At 38.7% G+C, this 15,279-nt stretch carries 15 protein-coding genes and 1 pseudogene; 11 read left to right on the top strand and 5 right to left on the bottom strand.

What is annotated here, in order from left to right; all coding sequences use genetic code 11:
* Nucleotides 1–119: 119 nt before the first annotated feature.
* The 7 genes and pseudogenes from BN985_RS00375 (at nucleotide 120) to BN985_RS00340 (ending at nucleotide 7,888) form a co-directional block, all read left to right on the top strand.
* Nucleotides 120–812: a response regulator transcription factor gene (locus tag BN985_RS00375; RefSeq protein ID WP_042220425.1), complete on the top strand. Its 693-nt coding sequence runs from the start codon at nucleotides 120–122 to the stop codon at nucleotides 810–812.
* Nucleotides 809–2,134: a sensor histidine kinase gene (locus BN985_RS00370; protein WP_042220424.1), complete on the top strand. Its 1,326-nt coding sequence runs from the start codon at nucleotides 809–811 to the stop codon at nucleotides 2,132–2,134. Before BN985_RS00375 ends, BN985_RS00370 begins: the two co-directional genes overlap by 4 nt.
* Nucleotides 2,135–2,273: 139 nt before the next feature.
* A complete protein-coding gene (typA, locus tag BN985_RS00365) occupies nucleotides 2,274–4,103 on the top strand; it encodes a translational GTPase TypA (protein WP_042220423.1) in 1,830 nt (609 codons plus the stop codon).
* Nucleotides 4,104–4,314: 211 nt separating this feature from the next.
* The gene (locus BN985_RS00360) at nucleotides 4,315–5,445 is read left to right on the top strand and encodes a PQQ-dependent sugar dehydrogenase (RefSeq protein WP_052360568.1); all 1,131 of its coding nucleotides are present in this window, start codon (nucleotides 4,315–4,317) and stop codon (nucleotides 5,443–5,445) included.
* A gap of 393 nt (nucleotides 5,446–5,838) precedes the next feature.
* Nucleotides 5,839–6,059, top strand: a pseudogene (locus tag BN985_RS00350) (transposase).
* Nucleotides 6,060–6,417: 358 nt separating this feature from the next.
* Entirely contained in the window at nucleotides 6,418–7,530 is a 1,113-nt protein-coding gene (locus BN985_RS00345; RefSeq protein WP_042220421.1) for an RNA-guided endonuclease TnpB family protein, read from the top strand.
* Nucleotides 7,531–7,666: 136 nt separating this feature from the next.
* On the top strand, nucleotides 7,667–7,888 hold the full coding sequence (locus BN985_RS00340; protein ID WP_084157488.1) for a YkvA family protein: 222 nt from the start codon (nucleotides 7,667–7,669) through the stop codon (nucleotides 7,886–7,888).
* 57 nt (nucleotides 7,889–7,945) lie between these two features.
* Here BN985_RS00340 and BN985_RS00335 read toward each other — a convergent pair whose 3' ends face one another.
* The 5 genes from BN985_RS00335 to BN985_RS00315 form a co-directional block, all read right to left on the bottom strand.
* Nucleotides 7,946–8,806, bottom strand: coding sequence for a dimethylarginine dimethylaminohydrolase family protein (locus tag BN985_RS00335; protein ID WP_042220420.1), 861 nt, complete (start codon nucleotides 8,804–8,806; stop codon nucleotides 7,946–7,948).
* Between the two features lie 135 nt (nucleotides 8,807–8,941).
* Entirely contained in the window at nucleotides 8,942–9,121 is a 180-nt protein-coding gene (locus BN985_RS00330; RefSeq protein WP_042220419.1) for a hypothetical protein, read from the bottom strand.
* Between the two features lie 93 nt (nucleotides 9,122–9,214).
* The gene (locus tag BN985_RS00325) at nucleotides 9,215–10,177 is read right to left on the bottom strand and encodes an ABC transporter permease (RefSeq protein WP_042220418.1); all 963 of its coding nucleotides are present in this window, start codon (nucleotides 10,175–10,177) and stop codon (nucleotides 9,215–9,217) included.
* On the bottom strand, nucleotides 10,170–11,096 hold the full coding sequence (locus BN985_RS00320) for an ABC transporter ATP-binding protein (RefSeq protein WP_042220417.1): 927 nt from the start codon (nucleotides 11,094–11,096) through the stop codon (nucleotides 10,170–10,172). Before BN985_RS00320 ends, BN985_RS00325 begins: the two co-directional genes overlap by 8 nt.
* A 151-nt stretch (nucleotides 11,097–11,247) precedes the next feature.
* Nucleotides 11,248–11,406 carry a YfhE family protein gene (locus tag BN985_RS00315; protein WP_084157419.1) on the bottom strand — a complete coding sequence of 53 codons (159 nt, stop codon included), beginning with the start codon at nucleotides 11,404–11,406 and terminating at the stop codon, nucleotides 11,248–11,250.
* A gap of 184 nt (nucleotides 11,407–11,590) precedes the next feature.
* On the opposite strand from BN985_RS00315, the gene BN985_RS00310 reads away from it, so the two are divergent.
* From BN985_RS00310 to BN985_RS00295, 4 genes are all read left to right on the top strand, one after another.
* Nucleotides 11,591–12,157 carry an RNA polymerase sigma factor gene (locus BN985_RS00310; RefSeq protein ID WP_042220416.1) on the top strand — a complete coding sequence of 189 codons (567 nt, stop codon included), beginning with the start codon at nucleotides 11,591–11,593 and terminating at the stop codon, nucleotides 12,155–12,157.
* Nucleotides 12,150–12,938 (top strand): anti-sigma factor, encoded by a 789-nt coding sequence (locus BN985_RS00305; RefSeq protein WP_042220415.1) that lies wholly within the window; start codon nucleotides 12,150–12,152, stop codon nucleotides 12,936–12,938. The genes BN985_RS00310 and BN985_RS00305 overlap by 8 nt, the downstream gene beginning before the upstream one ends.
* Nucleotides 12,939–13,164: 226 nt before the next feature.
* A complete protein-coding gene (locus BN985_RS00300) occupies nucleotides 13,165–14,514 on the top strand; it encodes a hypothetical protein (RefSeq protein ID WP_042220414.1) in 1,350 nt (449 codons plus the stop codon).
* 30 nt (nucleotides 14,515–14,544) lie between these two features.
* Nucleotides 14,545–15,195, top strand: a complete 651-nt coding sequence (locus BN985_RS00295; protein ID WP_042220413.1) for a class F sortase — start codon at nucleotides 14,545–14,547, stop codon at nucleotides 15,193–15,195.
* Nucleotides 15,196–15,279: the final 84 nt, after the last annotated feature.

Below are 15,279 nucleotides of genomic sequence, written 5' to 3'. Positions count from 1 at the left end.
AGGTTTTGGGAAACATTTGGTATAAATGTGGTATAAATGTGTAAAAGAGATAGCTTGTTCAACAATTGGGTCTATGTAAAAATAGAAGTAATGACATTAAATCGAAAAGGTGAGCGCGTATGAACTATCATATAGGGGTTGTGGAAGATGATCCGAATATCCAAAATATTGTTACGGCATACTTGAAAAAAGAGGGCTTTGAAGTTTCGCTGTCAGACTCTGCTGAGAAAGCATGGGAGGTCTGGGAAAACCGTAAGCCAGACATGTGGATATTGGATATTATGCTCCCGGGAATGGATGGGTACGAGTTTTGTAAAAAAATTCGTAATGAAAGTGAAGTACCAATTATTATTATTTCTGCAAAAGATGATGAAATTGACAAAATTCTTGGTCTTGAACTCGGTGGTGACGACTATTTAACAAAACCATTCAGTCCAAGAGAATTGATAGCGCGTATCAAGCGATTGTTTAAGCGCTCTGCGCCTAGGAAAAATATGGAAAATGAAGACAAGGAAATTATTAAAACACTTCATATGGAAATATATAAAAGTGAACGACGAATTTTTTATAAAGGAAATGAGCTTGATGTAACAACGAAGGAATATGATATGCTGGTATTTTTAACAGAAAATGTAAATCGGGCTTTTTCAAGAGAGGACCTGTTGGTGAGGGTATGGGGAGATGATTATTTTGGGAGCGACAGAGCGGTAGATGATCTAATTAAACGAATACGAAAGAAATTACCTAACTTACCGCTAGAGACGGTTTGGGGTTATGGCTACCGATTACGCGATGATGAGGAAACAGAATGAAATTGCAATCACAGCTAAATGCTGCATTTACTGCCTTGTTAATCGTGATATTGGCTGTTACGGGGTATATTATTTATTCCCTTATTCTTGATATGTTGATTGAGGATGAACAGCGTCAGTTGAAGCAAAGTGGTGAAATATTAGCTGAATTAATCAATGAGTATGGCGCCATTAGTGACACACAACTTAGTCAGTTTTTAGAAGACAAAAATCTACAGCTCATTATGTACAATGAACGCAATAATGTTATTCCATTTAGCACTATTCCGGGTGCAGTGGTCAAAGGTTTGTTTGAGAATAATGACTTTTCTGCGCGAGATCAAGAGTTATGGGAGTATAAGAATGCCCGTTATGTAACATCTCGTATTATTATAACCCCAGAAAGAAATGGGGACCAACTCATATTGCTAACGCCATTAGATGACTTACAACAGGTTCAGCAGCAATTTATTTTCCGGTTGCTCATTGTTTTTTTCATAGGGGCAGCAGCTGCTATTCTTCTAAGTTATTTCCTAACTAATAAATTAGTCACACCGCTCTCGCAATTAAAAAGGCAATTAAAGAAGGTAGAAAATAGACAGTTTGATGATATAGAGCGGATTAAAGCAACGGGTGAAATTAAAGAAGTTGAGCAAAGTGTATATGAGATGGCAAGTGAACTAAAGCAATACATTAGGTCACAGCAAACATTTTTTCAGAATGCCAGCCATGAATTGAAAACACCGTTAATGACAATTCAAGGGTACGCAGAAGGTATCAGAGATGGTATTTTTGATAAAAACGAACAAGATAAAGGTCTTGAAGTGATGGTTACAGAAGTAAATAGGCTGAAGAAAATTATTAATGAGATGATCTTGCTTGCAAAGCTGGACAGTGATTCGGAAGTTTACAATAAAGAAAGAGTGTTGGTCGATGATTTGGTTGAGCAGGTTGTTGACCGTACATTACCGATTGTTAATGATAAAAAAATACAGTTAAGACAAGAGATAGAGGCCAATATCGTTCTATATGCAGATGAGGAAAAACTCCTTCGTGCTCTGTTGAACCTCGTGTTTAATGCCATTCGCCATGCTAATTCGACAGTCTCCATTAAAGTACAGAAGCAGGATAACAGCGCCCGTATTCTAATAGAAGATGATGGAGAAGGGGTGGCAGAGGAATTAATGCCACATATTTTTCACCGGTTTGTAAAAGGTAAAACTGGGGAAACTGGATTAGGACTAGCAATTGCCAGAGCGATTATTGAACAATCAAATGGAAAAATAACTGTCCATAAATCGGAACAGGGTGGAGCAAAATTTGAGATTGTTTTTGAAGGGTAGTCAATCCTTTTTTTAACCAGGCGCTCGACGCTTTTGTACATTTATCGTAAAATTTTTTCAAAAAACTTTATTATACCGGTTAATCTATGGTATAATCATATAGTTTGAATCACTCTATTTTAAAGAGGAGCGTACTTTAATGCAATTAAGAGAAGATATTCGTAATATTGCGATCATTGCCCACGTTGACCACGGAAAAACAACACTGGTTGATCAGTTGCTGAAATACTCAGGGACATTCCGGGAAAACGAACAAGTAAATGAACGAGCAATGGACTCAGGAGATATTGAAAGAGAACGTGGAATTACAATTCTAGCGAAAAATACTGCGATTAAATATAAAGATACATCTATCAACATTTTAGATACACCTGGACACGCAGACTTCGGTGGAGAAGTAGAGCGAATTATGAAAATGGTGGATGGTGTGGCACTAGTAGTAGATGCTTATGAAGGAACCATGCCACAAACACGATTCGTGTTAAAAAAAGCACTTGAGCAAAAGCTTACACCGATTGTTGTTTTAAACAAAATCGATCGTCCGAATGCTCGTCCTTCTGAAGTAATTGATGAAGTATTGGATCTTTTCATCGAGCTTGGCGCAGATGATGACCAGCTTGAGTTCCCAGTTGTATATGCTTCTGCATTAAACGGAACATCTGGTTTTGAACCAGAATCTCAAGAAGAAACGATGGATCCTGTATTTACTACTATTTTAGATCATATTCCAGCACCTGTTGATACACAAGAAGAGCCTTTACAGTTCCAAGTTACATTGTTGGATTATAATGACTATGTTGGTCGTATTGGAGTTGGAAGAGTAGTTCGTGGGAAAATCAGCGTTGGTCAACAAGTGGTTATCTTGAAGAAAGATGGCTCACAAAAGTCATTCCGTATTAGTAAGCTTTTTGGCTTTATTGGTCTAAAACGTATTGAAATCCAAGAAGCGATTGCGGGAGACATTGTTGCAATTGCTGGTATGGAAGATATCAATATCGGGGAAACCATTTGTCCACAGGATCATGTTGAAGCCCTACCATGGCTTCGAATTGATGAGCCAACATTGCAGATGACGTTCGTGGTAAACAATAGTCCGTTTGCTGGACGTGAGGGTAAATATATTACGTCACGTAGAATTGAAGAGCGACTATTAAAGCAATTGGAAACGGATGTTAGTTTGCGTGTAGACCCAACAGATTCTCCGGATGCTTGGATCGTTTCGGGTAGAGGAGAACTACACCTATCTATCCTGATCGAGAATATGCGTCGTGAAGGATACGAGCTACAGCTATCTAAACCACAGGTAATCATCAAGGAAATTGACGGTGTACGTTGTGAGCCTGTAGAACGTGTGCAAGTAGACGTGCCAGAAGAATATACAGGCGCAATTATGGAATCACTTGGAGAGCGTAAAGGTGAAATGCTGGATATGGTAAACCAGGGTACTGGGCAGGTCCGCCTTGAGTTTAAGGTGCCTTCTCGTGGATTGATCGGTTACGCTACAGAATTCATGACCCAGACACGTGGTTATGGTATTATCAACCATACGTTTGATACGTACGAGCCTGTTATTAAAGGACAAGTTGGTGGACGTCGTGAAGGTGTACTAGTTGGCCTGGAAAACGGAAAAGCTTCCACTTACGGTATTATGCAACTGGAAGATCGTGGTGTAATTTTCGTTGAACCTGGTACAGAAATATATGCTGGAATGATTGTTGGAGAGCACAACCGTGAAAACGATCTGACAGTTAACATTACGAAAGAAAAGCATTTAACAAACGTACGTTCAGCTACGAAGGACCAAACTTCTACTATAAGAAAGACAAGAAAAATGTCACTTGAGGAAGCAATTGAGTACTTGGCAGATGATGAGTACTGTGAAGTAACACCAGAATCCATTCGTTTAAGGAAAAAAATCCTTAATAAAAACGAACGGGAAAAAGCATCAAAAAAATCAAAATCACTTTAATTTAAGTAGGGAATCCATGTTATGCGTGGGTTCCCTTTTTTGTACAACGTTTATAGTAATGTCCTTAGTGAAGCCGTTATTAGCTACAGCAAAGTTACACACTTAGTTTTCAATAAGCCAATCATTCAACAGTAGCTTTAATACCTATTGGTTTAGGATGAACGAACTAAGGCAATTTTATAAAGGTAGAGTAAAAGGGAGGCGAATGAAGATGCGTTATACAAGAGTTGTAGTGTTTTTGTTGTTCATATTAGTGCTTGCTGCTTGTTCAGGTGAAGAGAAAAGTCCTAGTGAATCCGAGCAACCTGCAGAAGAAACATCAGGCGAGGCTAATGGGAATGAGAATTCTAGTAAGGACATAGAGGAGATAAAACAAGTAGCAACACAACTGGATGCGCCATGGGCAATCGAAATGCATGAGGGAAAGCTCTACGTCAGTGAGCGCCCTGGAGCTATTGTTACCATTACAGACGGTGATCAAGAGCGAAAGCCTGTAGAGCTTGAAGCGAATCTTTCTCAACAAGCAGAAGCAGGATTGCTCGGTATAGCTTTGCCAGATAGTTTTTCGGATAATGGAATAGCTCTTGCCTACTACTCCTATGAAGTTAATGGAACGTACTATCAACGCGTAGTTGAGCTTGAAGAAACAGAAGATTCTTGGCAGGAAGTATCTACTATTCTAGATGAAATTCCAGGAGGTCAAGTACATCAAGGTGGAAGGATAAAAATTGGCCCGGACGAAAAACTTTATGTGACGACAGGGGATGCCTCTGTACCTGAAAATTCTCAAGATCTAGAGAGTTTAGCAGGGAAGATTTTACGGATTAATACCGATGGAACCGTGCCTGAGGATAATCCTTTTGAAGACTCTTATATTTATTCCTATGGACATCGTAATCCGCAGGGGTTGGCGTGGGATGAAAATGATACCCTATATGCTACAGAGCACGGTTCTGATGCTCATGACGAAATAAATTTAATTGAGCCAGGAGAAAATTATGGATGGCCAGTGATCCAAGGGGATGAAACAGAAGAAGACATGGTAACACCTCTTGTTCATTCAGGTGAAGAAACATGGGCGCCATCGGGTATGGCAAATTTGCATGGTAATTTTTTCTTTGCTGCCCTAAGAGGAGAAAGCTTAATGAGATTTAACCCTATGAACAAGACAATCAATACTGTGCTGGAAGATAAAGGAAGAATAAGAGACGTCTACGCTGTTGAAAATGGTCTCTACTTCATTACGAATAATACTGATGGAAGGGGAAATCCTTCGGAAGAAGATGACCAACTAATTTTCCTGCAAATCCCAACTAACCAGCTTCACGATTCAAATGAATAGAAACACGCACTTGTATAGATAAGCCAGTGTTTTTCTTATTAGAAGGCAACATAGCATGCTCTTCCAATATACAGAAATCTGGCATCGAACGAGACGGATTTCAGGTTCGTTGGTGTATATTAACTGTTAAAAGTGGATTGCTAAAAGTATGAAGAGGGAAAGATAGAAATAGAGGTGGTGATGCTATGATTCGTTTTTTTAAACGACTTAAATTTATCTTTCAGTTTAACGTATTTACGAAAGAAGTCTCCCTTCTTCAAACGTGTGAAGGGCATAGCCCAACGGTAAGGGGGAGATGAATTTCGTTTGGGCGATAGCCCAAATGCCTTTTCTTCTAGCTTTTGGCTTAACATGGTATAATCAGTCATATAAAGTATAAGGACTGATATAACAATGAAATTAGACAGCAGTAATCATTCGGTATTCTTGATGTATTACCACCTTGTGTTAGTTGTGAAATATCGAAGTTTATCAATGCCTATAAAAGTGCCAGTTCAAGACTTATCAAGAAGGACTTTCCTCATGTTCGTAAAAAGTTATGGAAAGAAATGTTTTGGTCAAGAAGTTTTTGTTTTAAAGATAAGAAAGTTTTAAAATTGGCGGTATCTTCTTAGACAGCAACAGCCACATCTAGCTCCAGCGCCCAGAGACTAGGCGACTTCACGAAATCGCCCTACGATAAAGAAGACTTGCCGACTGGTGAAATCCAGAGGCCTAGTCGCACTTATACCCTTGCGGTGAAAGTCATCATCGGTTCGGTAAATAGAGGTAGGTCGACTAAAATCGGCCTTGCCGGCCAACGCCGACATACCCCTTTTGCAGGGGCATGATTCCTTTATCTCAGTTGATTCGTTCCACTCGCTACGTCTCTAAACGGGCGCTTACGCTTTTGTTCTTAACGACTGGTGGTTCTCCTATTGAAGTGGTGAAAAAATACATTGAAAATCAAGGGGTAAAGTGAGGTGATTTGATATGGCTAAACAACATAAAGCGTATAAGTTTCGTCTTTATCCAACAAAAGAACAGGAATTCGTTATACGAAAGACCTTTGGTTGTGTTCGCTTTGTTTATAATAAAATGTTAGCAGAACGAAAAGAAACGTATGAAACCTTAAAAGAGAATAAAGAAGAATGGAAAAAAGTAAAACATCCTACTCCTGCTAAATACAAAAAAGAATACGAATGGCTAAAAGAAGTGGATTCTTTAGCGTTGGCAAACGCACAATTAAATTTAGATAAGGCATATAAAGCCTTTTTCAAAGGCAATGCTCGGTTTCCAAGATTCAAAAGTAAACGCCATAAACAAAGCTATACAACGAATGTCGTCAATGGAAATATTCAGTTGTTGGATGGTCATATCAAATTACCTAAATTGAAAAGCATCAAAATGAAACAACATAGAAAGATACCATCAGAATACAAAATAAAATCTTGTACCGTATCTATGACTGCATCAGGAAAATACTATATTTCTATTCTTACAGAATATGAGAAGGAGATAGAAAGCAAAGAAATTGAAAAAGTGGTGGGGTTAGATTTTGCGATGGATGGGTTGTTTGTTGATAGCGAGGGTGAGAAAGCCAATTACCCTAAATTTTATCGACTAATGCTTGAAAAATTAGCAAAAGAACAACGTAAACTCTCCCGTAAAAAGAAAGGCTCTTCAAATTGGAATAAACAGCGTATTCGAGTAGCTAAGATCCAAGAGAAAGTAGCAAATCAACGGAAGAACTTTCTTCACCATAAATCAAAGGCGTTAGTTTCTAAATATGATGCTGTCGTGATGGAAGATTTAGACATGAAAGGAATGGCACAAGCACTTAAATTTGGTAAAAGCGTAGCTGATAATGGATGGGGAATGTTCACTTCTTTCTTACAGTACAAACTCAAAGAACAAGGAAAACAACTTATCAAAATTGACAAATGGTTCCCATCTACCAAAACTTGTTCAAGTTGCGGAAAGACCCAACCAATGCCTTTGGAAGTGAGGATGTACACTTGTTCGTGTGGACTAAATCTCGATAGAGATTATAATGCAGCACGCAATATCAAAAAAGAAGGCATTCGCTTATTAGCAACTACCTAATGAAAATACAAACTCTTGGAACAAGAGGGTTAGCTTGGCACATTTCGTCAGCTATCAAAAGTGGCGATTACCCAAGAAGTCCCCACTTCAAGCAACCCATAAGGGTGGTAAGTGGTGGGAGTAGTTCACGAAGTTCATCCCGTTTCTAAGGGATTTCTTCCTAACCAATCAAGTTGGAAAAGGCAAGAAAATCTTATATGCCGGTATCGCAATCGGTTATTTTCTCTTTCCCTTCGATATTATTCCAGACTTTATACTAGGGGTAGGCTTAATTGATGACGTAACAGTGGCATTAATTATTCTAAACAGAATAGTGAAGGAAGCACCTGTTTCGTTAAGAGAGAAGTATTCCTTATAAAAAAAACGCACCGATTGTTAGATTCGGTGCGTTTTCCTGTTACTTGCGCTTTTGATTTTAACCTCTTATCAATGGCAAGGTACAGCAACGGAAGGAACCCCCAGATTTAATGATCTCGGAGAAGGGAACATCCATTACAGTGAACCCTGCTTCTCGTAATTGCTGGTTGACCTGTTTGTTATCTGGCAGACTGATGACCTGTTTCCCACCTATGGAAAGCACGTTTGGCCCCATATTAAATTGTTCATCATCTGAAACTTCTATTAAATGGTACTTTTTTCTTAATCGCTTTAAGGAAATTGGGTCAATTGCCTTTTTATAGATTAAAGCGGTATCAGAGCTTACAATATTTAAGACACAATCGAGATGAAGAATCTCTTCATTTAAAGTAATTGGACAGATGTTGTAATTTGGTAAATGGTCTTTTAAAGTATGAATAGCCTCATCGGTTGTCCGATTACTTCTACCAACCCAAATATCATTTCCGTCTAATAAGATATCGCCACCTTCGATGGAGTCAGAGAAAATATCTTTATATTCATAATTAAATGCTTCAAGCCAATTTAGTAATGTTTTCTTTTCTGGTTTGCGTACTGCTTCTCCCATATTAGAAACAAATAAAGTTTCCCCGATGGTAAAACCGATATCTCTAGTGAAAACTTGTTCGTTTAAATCTTTGTTAGGATGTAGGCTAATCACTTCAATACCTGCTTCTTTTAACACATTGACAAACTGCTGGTGCTGCCTTAATGCTTTTGACCGATCAATGTTTTCCTTCAGATAATAGCGTTGTGTCTCATTTATTGCTTTTTGAATTTCCATGTATTCTGGGGGTACTACTACTACCTTTTGAAGGTCGGTATATTCATTAGTACATGTAATCATGTTAGTCTGTTCTTTTGCTGGTATACTTGTCATTATGTTTCATCCCCTATTAATAATCCTTTTTATCCTTCTTTTCCCTTCCCTAAATTTTATAAACCAGTCCAGCAAGCCAAAAGTACGAGACCCCTAATAAAAAAGGAGACTGCAACTAGACAGTCTCCTTCCATATCAAGATTTTCTGCTTTTTTTCTCATCAGGAATATACTTAGTAAAATATGTTGCAAACAAGAGGCTTATGAAAGCAAGTCCCCAAGAAGCAATACCACTCCATTGTGCATTAATACGTAACCCTATCACAAGGATGATGGCGCTAATTCCAAGGAAGAAAGCAGTGAGATATCGTTTCATTTATAACACTCCTATTAATTAAGGGAAATTACCAACACACTATTGTTTTTATTTTAATACGTAACCCTCATGAAAGAAAGTACATGTAACTTCTTACTGACCGGCTACATCCCTTATTTTAAAGAATGCCCACGCAACTGCCATGAATAAAACATAATAAACCACTAGTACAGTGATAGAGAAGCCAAGTGTCATGCCTTCGATCATCGGTGAACTCCCAGCTGTATATTGACTCAGGTCTGTGTTAGCAAATAAAATGTACTTCGCCCAATCACGATCAGAGAAAAACAACACAATCTGATTTCCTGCCATCATAAGGAATATGGCGAGCCCGATGGCAAGTGCGCTATTACGGAAAATTGTCGATATTGCAAAAGCGAAAGTAGCCATCATAACTAAATTTACTAGCTTAAATCCATAAGCAGGTATAATTTCACTAATAACAGAGACGTATTGCAGGCCATTTCCATCAGTTACTAGCATATGTGGATTTAAAGATCCAAATCCGAAGAAAATCAACCCGATAATGTAAGAAAATACGAGTACAAACAGTAAAGTAAAGAAAGCAAACAAAATTACTGCAACATATTTTGATAATAATGCTTTGGTTCTCGTTATAGGCCGAATCAGTAAAAGCTTGATTGTTCCCCAGCGAAATTCATTTGCAACAATACCTGCGGCAATAATAATTGTTAACAAACTAACGACAGATAGTAATAGTTGGTTTTCTAATACAAATTGCATTGCGCCATAACCATCTGGCTGAATGTCATTTTCCAAATAGTAATTGTTTTCCTCAACTAACCTCGAATTATAATCATAAAAAACTCCGTCTTCTCCTGCGTTCTCTATTTCCTCCGTTAGTTCCTGGTTCTCCTCTTCTAACGTTTCTCTCCAGTTATCATCACTGTATTGTTTAGAACTTAATTCATCTATGTTACTCAAAAAACCAACGCCGATAATGATTGCGGCAAGGATAATGTACATGGCCCAGGTCGATTTACGTATATATATTTTAGTTATTTCATTATAAACAAGTTTAAAAAAGTTATTCAATCGTATTCTCTCCAATCAAATCAAAGAATTTATCCTCAAGGCTAGATTTCGTTGAATTTACCTGGTATATCGCAACATCTTGCTGAACTAAGCTTCGGACGATGTCAGGTATTTTTTCTTTTTCCGTTTGGAAAATAAGTGCTTCATCTTGTGATTTAGCATCAAGCGTATGATCTGTTTTTAATACCTCGATTGCTCGATCCATTGGTGTTACTTGCATACTTACTTGTGTGATGTTCTTGGTCTCGCTCGTAGTAGAGTCTTGTACAGTTTGGGTCGCAATAAGTTCTCCATTTTTAATAATTCCAATCCTGTCACACATTAACTCGATTTCTGAGAGCAGATGACTCGAAATAATGACGGCAACATTTTCTTCTTCTGCTAAGCGTCTTATGTACTGACGGATTTCCCGAATACCCGCTGGATCCAACCCATTAGTTGGCTCATCTAATATTAAAACGGAAGGTTTGTGAAGTAAGGCTTGAGCGATCCCTAATCGTTGGCGCATCCCAAGAGAGTATTTACCCACTTTTTCCTTAATTGCCTTTTCAAGACCTACTAGTTTAATTACTTCTTGTATACGTTCTTTTGAGATGCCTGGTATCATTCGTGCATAATGCATTAAATTCTGCCAACCTGTCATAAAAGGATACATCTCAGGATTTTCAACAATAGCACCGACTTCACGGATCGCATTCTTAAAATCATGCTTTATACTTTTTCCGCGGATTAAAACATCACCATGGCTTAATTGCATTAAACCAACCATCATCCGGATGGTAGTTGTTTTACCTGCACCATTTGGCCCGATAAAACCAAAAACCTCTCCTTTATATATGGAGAAGGTTAGTCCTTTAATGATTTCTTTCTTTCCAATTGACTTTCTGACATCTTGTAACTCCATTGCTACATTCGACATCAACTATCCCTCCTTCTTGTACTAGGTAGTACGAAATACTACCTTCATAGTTTCATAAATTTTGTAAAGGTTGTATATTGTATTATTTTGATAATACTTGTAGATAGAAAGAACATAAAAAACACCTTGCCTATTGAGCAAGGTGTTACTATTATTGTTTTAACTTAGGGTTTTCTTTTTTAGCTTCTTTCACGCGAGGCTTTCGGTAGCCACCAGCCATATCTGCTTCCTTAAATTCTTTCGCATAACGCACTTCTTGTGCATCGGATAGTTGTTTGTCCTTTGTTGGTTGATACTGTGAATTTCGCATTCTAGCATCCTTTCGTCAGAAGTATTGTTATCAATAAACTCTTCCCCTAATACGTAACATGTAAACATATAATGATCCATTTTGTGACTTATTTCGTTTAATAGTTAGAAGGCTTTATAAATGAGATATTTTGGATTCACTATAGGGTAAGCTATAGATATAACTTACAATGAAGGAGAATAGTATGCGAGAAGAAGATGTGGACCTATTTAATAGGGTACAGGCGCAAGATGAAGCTGCTCTGGAACAACTCTATGATCGTTATGAACGTATTTTATATTCGTTCTCGTTTCGTGTAACAAATAATAAATTTCTTGCTGAAGAAGCAGTCCAGGACGTCTTTACAAAAATTTGGACGAAGCAACGGAATTTTGACGAGAAAAAGGGAAAGTTTTCCTCGTGGTTATTGACCATGGCACGGAATACATGTATCGATTTATTAAGAAAAAGAAAAGAAACACCGTATGAATTTGAGGAAAGAGATTCTATACAATCCAAGGAACCAACACCTGAAGACCAGGTGGAATGGAAAGAGCGTGGCGAGGAAATGCAATCCGCGCTCAAAGAACTGCCGAAGGAACAACAAGAAATTATAGAATTATTTTATTTTAAGGGGATGTCCCAGTCGGCAATTTCCAAAACTTGTGATATACCATTAGGAACGGTCAAAGGAAGGGTCCGGTTATCGTTGAAGCATTTAAAAGGAATACTGACGAAAAAGAGAGAAAGGGGGGTTTATGAGGATGGCTAAGCAATGTGACCGATTAATAGATTATTTTAATAACCAATTAACAGAGAGAGAAAGAGAAGCGTTTGAAATACACCTCGGGGAGTGTGCATCCTGTCAGGAAGAGCTGGCAGAATTAGAAGAACTGACAATGGATCTTCCATTTGGAGTCGATGCAGTCGAGCCTCCTGAGGATATGAAAGACCGTGTGTTATCTAACGTGAAAAACGTAAATCAGGTTAAGGACAATGCTCAGTCATCTGATACAACTACCAAGGTGACGGATATAAAAGATAAGAAAGACATGCCACCATTGAAAAAGAAGAAAAGCTGGTATAAACCGCTTATAGTTGCTACCTTAACTCTCTCCTTGGTGGGTAACGGAGTGGCACTCATCTACCTGAATCAAGAGGAGAAACCGGAAAGTACAGCGCCTTCAGAACCTGAACAAGAGGAAGTCTCCCTTGATACGCTTAGTCAGAAGCATGCATTGCAACCTTCAGAAGGGGTAAGTGCACAGGCTACCGCGCTTATGATAGAGCAAAATAATCATGTGAATCTCGTTGTTCAAGCTGAAGATTTACCACCACTTTCAGGAGAGGAAGCTTATCAGGTTTGGGTATTGGAGGACGGTACACCTTATAGAGCAGGAACATTTATCTCGAGTGAAGATGGCACTGGCGCAGTTTCCTATGTAATGGATTATGATAAAGAATACAACTTTGATACCATTGCTATTACAAAAGAACCGAATGCGAATAGTCAGCAGCCACAAGGGGATATTTTATTAAGCTCACCATTATAAGGGAGCAAAAGATTATCGCTTCGTTTTTTTGGCTTTCGGATCATAGCGTTGAGAAAATTTCCTCACACTTACTTTAATACCAAATTATATATTCTAACCGTTAAGAAAAACCGAAATGCCTTAAGCATTTCGGTTTTTTAAAAAGAAATTTTTAAAAAGAGTGATCCAATTCAACTTTTTGTTCGTTGGCTTAATAGAAAGAAAAAATCATCAAAGGAGTGGTTTCATGAATTGGAAAAAAGCATTAGTAGCTGCACCATTGAGTGCAACGTTGATTTTATCGGCTAACGGAGGGATCGTAAACGCAGAAACAGCAGAAAAACCAACAGTTGATACAGCTGCAGTAGACTTAAGAGCAGATTTAGGCCACTTACTAAGTGAGCATGCATTCCTTGCAATTGAAGCAATGCGGAATGGAGCAGCTGGGTCAGAGGACTTCGCTGCATCAGTAGCTGCACTGTCATCTAACACAGAAGATTTAACAGCTGCCATTACTTCCGTATATGGAGAGGAAGCAGGGAACGCGTTTAATGAAATGTGGAGCAGCCATATCGGTTACTTTGTGGATTACGTGAATGGTACTGCTGAAGAAGATGAAGAGAAGAAGCAAATGTCATTGGATGAATTGTCTCAGTACAAGGAAGATTTTGCTCAATTTCTTGAAGATGCAACAGGGGAACGCCTTGAAGCGGATTCATTGGCAGAAGGATTGCAAATGCATGTAGATCAGCTAATTGGAGCCTTTGATAGTTATGTAGCGGAGGATTATGAAACAGCATATAAACACGAACGTGAAGCAATTGGGCATATGCACATGGTAGCAAAAGGGCTCTCTAATGCGATAGCGGAACAATCTCCTGAGGATTTCAATGATACGAAGGCAGTAACTCCTGCTGGAGACTTACGCGCTGACCTTGGACATCTACTATCTGAACATGCTGGACTAGCAGTGATTGCAATGCAAAATGGAGTAGATGGTGCACCGGATTTTGAAGCAGCAACTGAAGTATTAACAGCAAATACCAGTGATCTAACTGCGGCTATTTCATCCGTATATGGGGAAGAAGCTGGCCAGGCATTTGAAGAAATGTGGTCAGAACACATTGGCTATTTCGTTGACTATGTAAATGCTACAGCAGAAGAAGATGAAGCAGCAAAAGAAGAAGCATTGGACAACCTTGGTATGTACAAGGAAGAGTTTTCTGAGTTTATGGATACAGCGACAGAAGGAAATGTACCAGCTGATGAATTAGCAAGTGGATTACAAATGCATGCAGATCAATTAATTGGTGCATTTGATGCATATGCAGCAGGAAACTATGAAGAGGCATTTAACCAAGCACGTGAAGCATATGGACATATGTATGGCGCTGCAAAATTATTATCTTCAGGTATCGTCATGCAGCACCCTGACGAATTCGCTGCTAATATTCCTTCAGATATGCCGAACACAGGACTGGGGACTCCTGCAGATCATGCAAGTATGACATGGGCTTGGGTTCTAGGATCTATAGGGCTACTATTTGCAGGACTTGTAGCGATTAGAAAAATGAAGCCTGTTCAAAACAATAAATAAAGGAAAAAGGATTATGGAGGAGGAATGAATATGCGAAGACTACTTGTTGTCGCCCTTGCTATTTTGTTGGTTGGATGCAACCAAATGCAATCTGAAGATAGCTCTACCCAGTCGAATTCAGAAAGTACCGACTCAACAGAGTCTTCGCATCGTTCCCTTTCTGTTAATGATTTAGAGGAAGCATCTCCAGCTGAAGCTGAGTCATCTCCGGTTATTCAGGATAAAGAATACCGCTTAAATCCTACATCCATTACGATCGATGCTATAGATGTAGATTCCGAGGTTGAGAGCGTTGGCTTATTGGAAAATGGGGAAATGGAAGTTCCCGAAGACTTTCGCAAAACCGGTTGGTTCGATCTTGGGACGAACCCGGGAGAACGGGGAAGTTCTGTAATAGCTGGTCACGTAGATGATAAAACAGGACCAGGTGTCTTCTTTGATCTGGAAAAATTAAAAAAGGGTGACGAAGTGGAAGTAACTGGTGAAGATGGACAGAAGCTGGTTTTCGAAGTCGTCGATAAAAAGCGATTTCCGAAAGATAATGCGCCTATTGATGATATCTTTGGTTATACTTCGAGAAGAATGTTAAACCTCATTACCTGCATAGGGGAATTTGACTATTCTATTGGGGGAAGGCTGGAACGACTTGTCGTATATACAGAATTAAAATCAGAAGGATAAACCTTCTAACAGAAAAGGTTGACAAGAGATTGGCGAGATCTCTCGGTCAACCTTTTTTTATAAAGTAAGCAGTTATATTTTTTG

The sequence above is a fragment of the Oceanobacillus manasiensis genome, assembly GCF_000724085.1.
In the GTDB taxonomy this organism is placed as follows: domain Bacteria; phylum Bacillota; class Bacilli; order Bacillales; family Amphibacillaceae; genus Oceanobacillus_B; species Oceanobacillus_B manasiensis.
This window is presented reverse-complemented; position numbering and strand designations above follow the sequence as displayed.

Coding starts and splice junctions, on each gene's coding strand:
- BN985_RS00370 (WP_042220424.1), top strand. CDS start 809: ATGAAATTGCAATCACAGCTAAATGCTGCATTTACTGCCTTGTTAATC.
- BN985_RS00295 (WP_042220413.1), top strand. CDS start 14,545: ATGCGAAGACTACTTGTTGTCGCCCTTGCTATTTTGTTGGTTGGATGC.
- BN985_RS00310 (WP_042220416.1), top strand. CDS start 11,591: ATGCGAGAAGAAGATGTGGACCTATTTAATAGGGTACAGGCGCAAGAT.
- BN985_RS00330 (WP_042220419.1), bottom strand. CDS start 9,121: ATGAAACGATATCTCACTGCTTTCTTCCTTGGAATTAGCGCCATCATC.
- BN985_RS00335 (WP_042220420.1), bottom strand. CDS start 8,806: ATGACAAGTATACCAGCAAAAGAACAGACTAACATGATTACATGTACT.
- BN985_RS00360 (WP_052360568.1), top strand. CDS start 4,315: ATGCGTTATACAAGAGTTGTAGTGTTTTTGTTGTTCATATTAGTGCTT.
- BN985_RS00315 (WP_084157419.1), bottom strand. CDS start 11,406: ATGCGAAATTCACAGTATCAACCAACAAAGGACAAACAACTATCCGAT.
- BN985_RS00300 (WP_042220414.1), top strand. CDS start 13,165: ATGAATTGGAAAAAAGCATTAGTAGCTGCACCATTGAGTGCAACGTTG.
- BN985_RS00320 (WP_042220417.1), bottom strand. CDS start 11,096: ATGTCGAATGTAGCAATGGAGTTACAAGATGTCAGAAAGTCAATTGGA.
- typA (WP_042220423.1), top strand. CDS start 2,274: ATGCAATTAAGAGAAGATATTCGTAATATTGCGATCATTGCCCACGTT.
- BN985_RS00375 (WP_042220425.1), top strand. CDS start 120: ATGAACTATCATATAGGGGTTGTGGAAGATGATCCGAATATCCAAAAT.
- BN985_RS00305 (WP_042220415.1), top strand. CDS start 12,150: ATGGCTAAGCAATGTGACCGATTAATAGATTATTTTAATAACCAATTA.
- BN985_RS00345 (WP_042220421.1), top strand. CDS start 6,418: ATGGCTAAACAACATAAAGCGTATAAGTTTCGTCTTTATCCAACAAAA.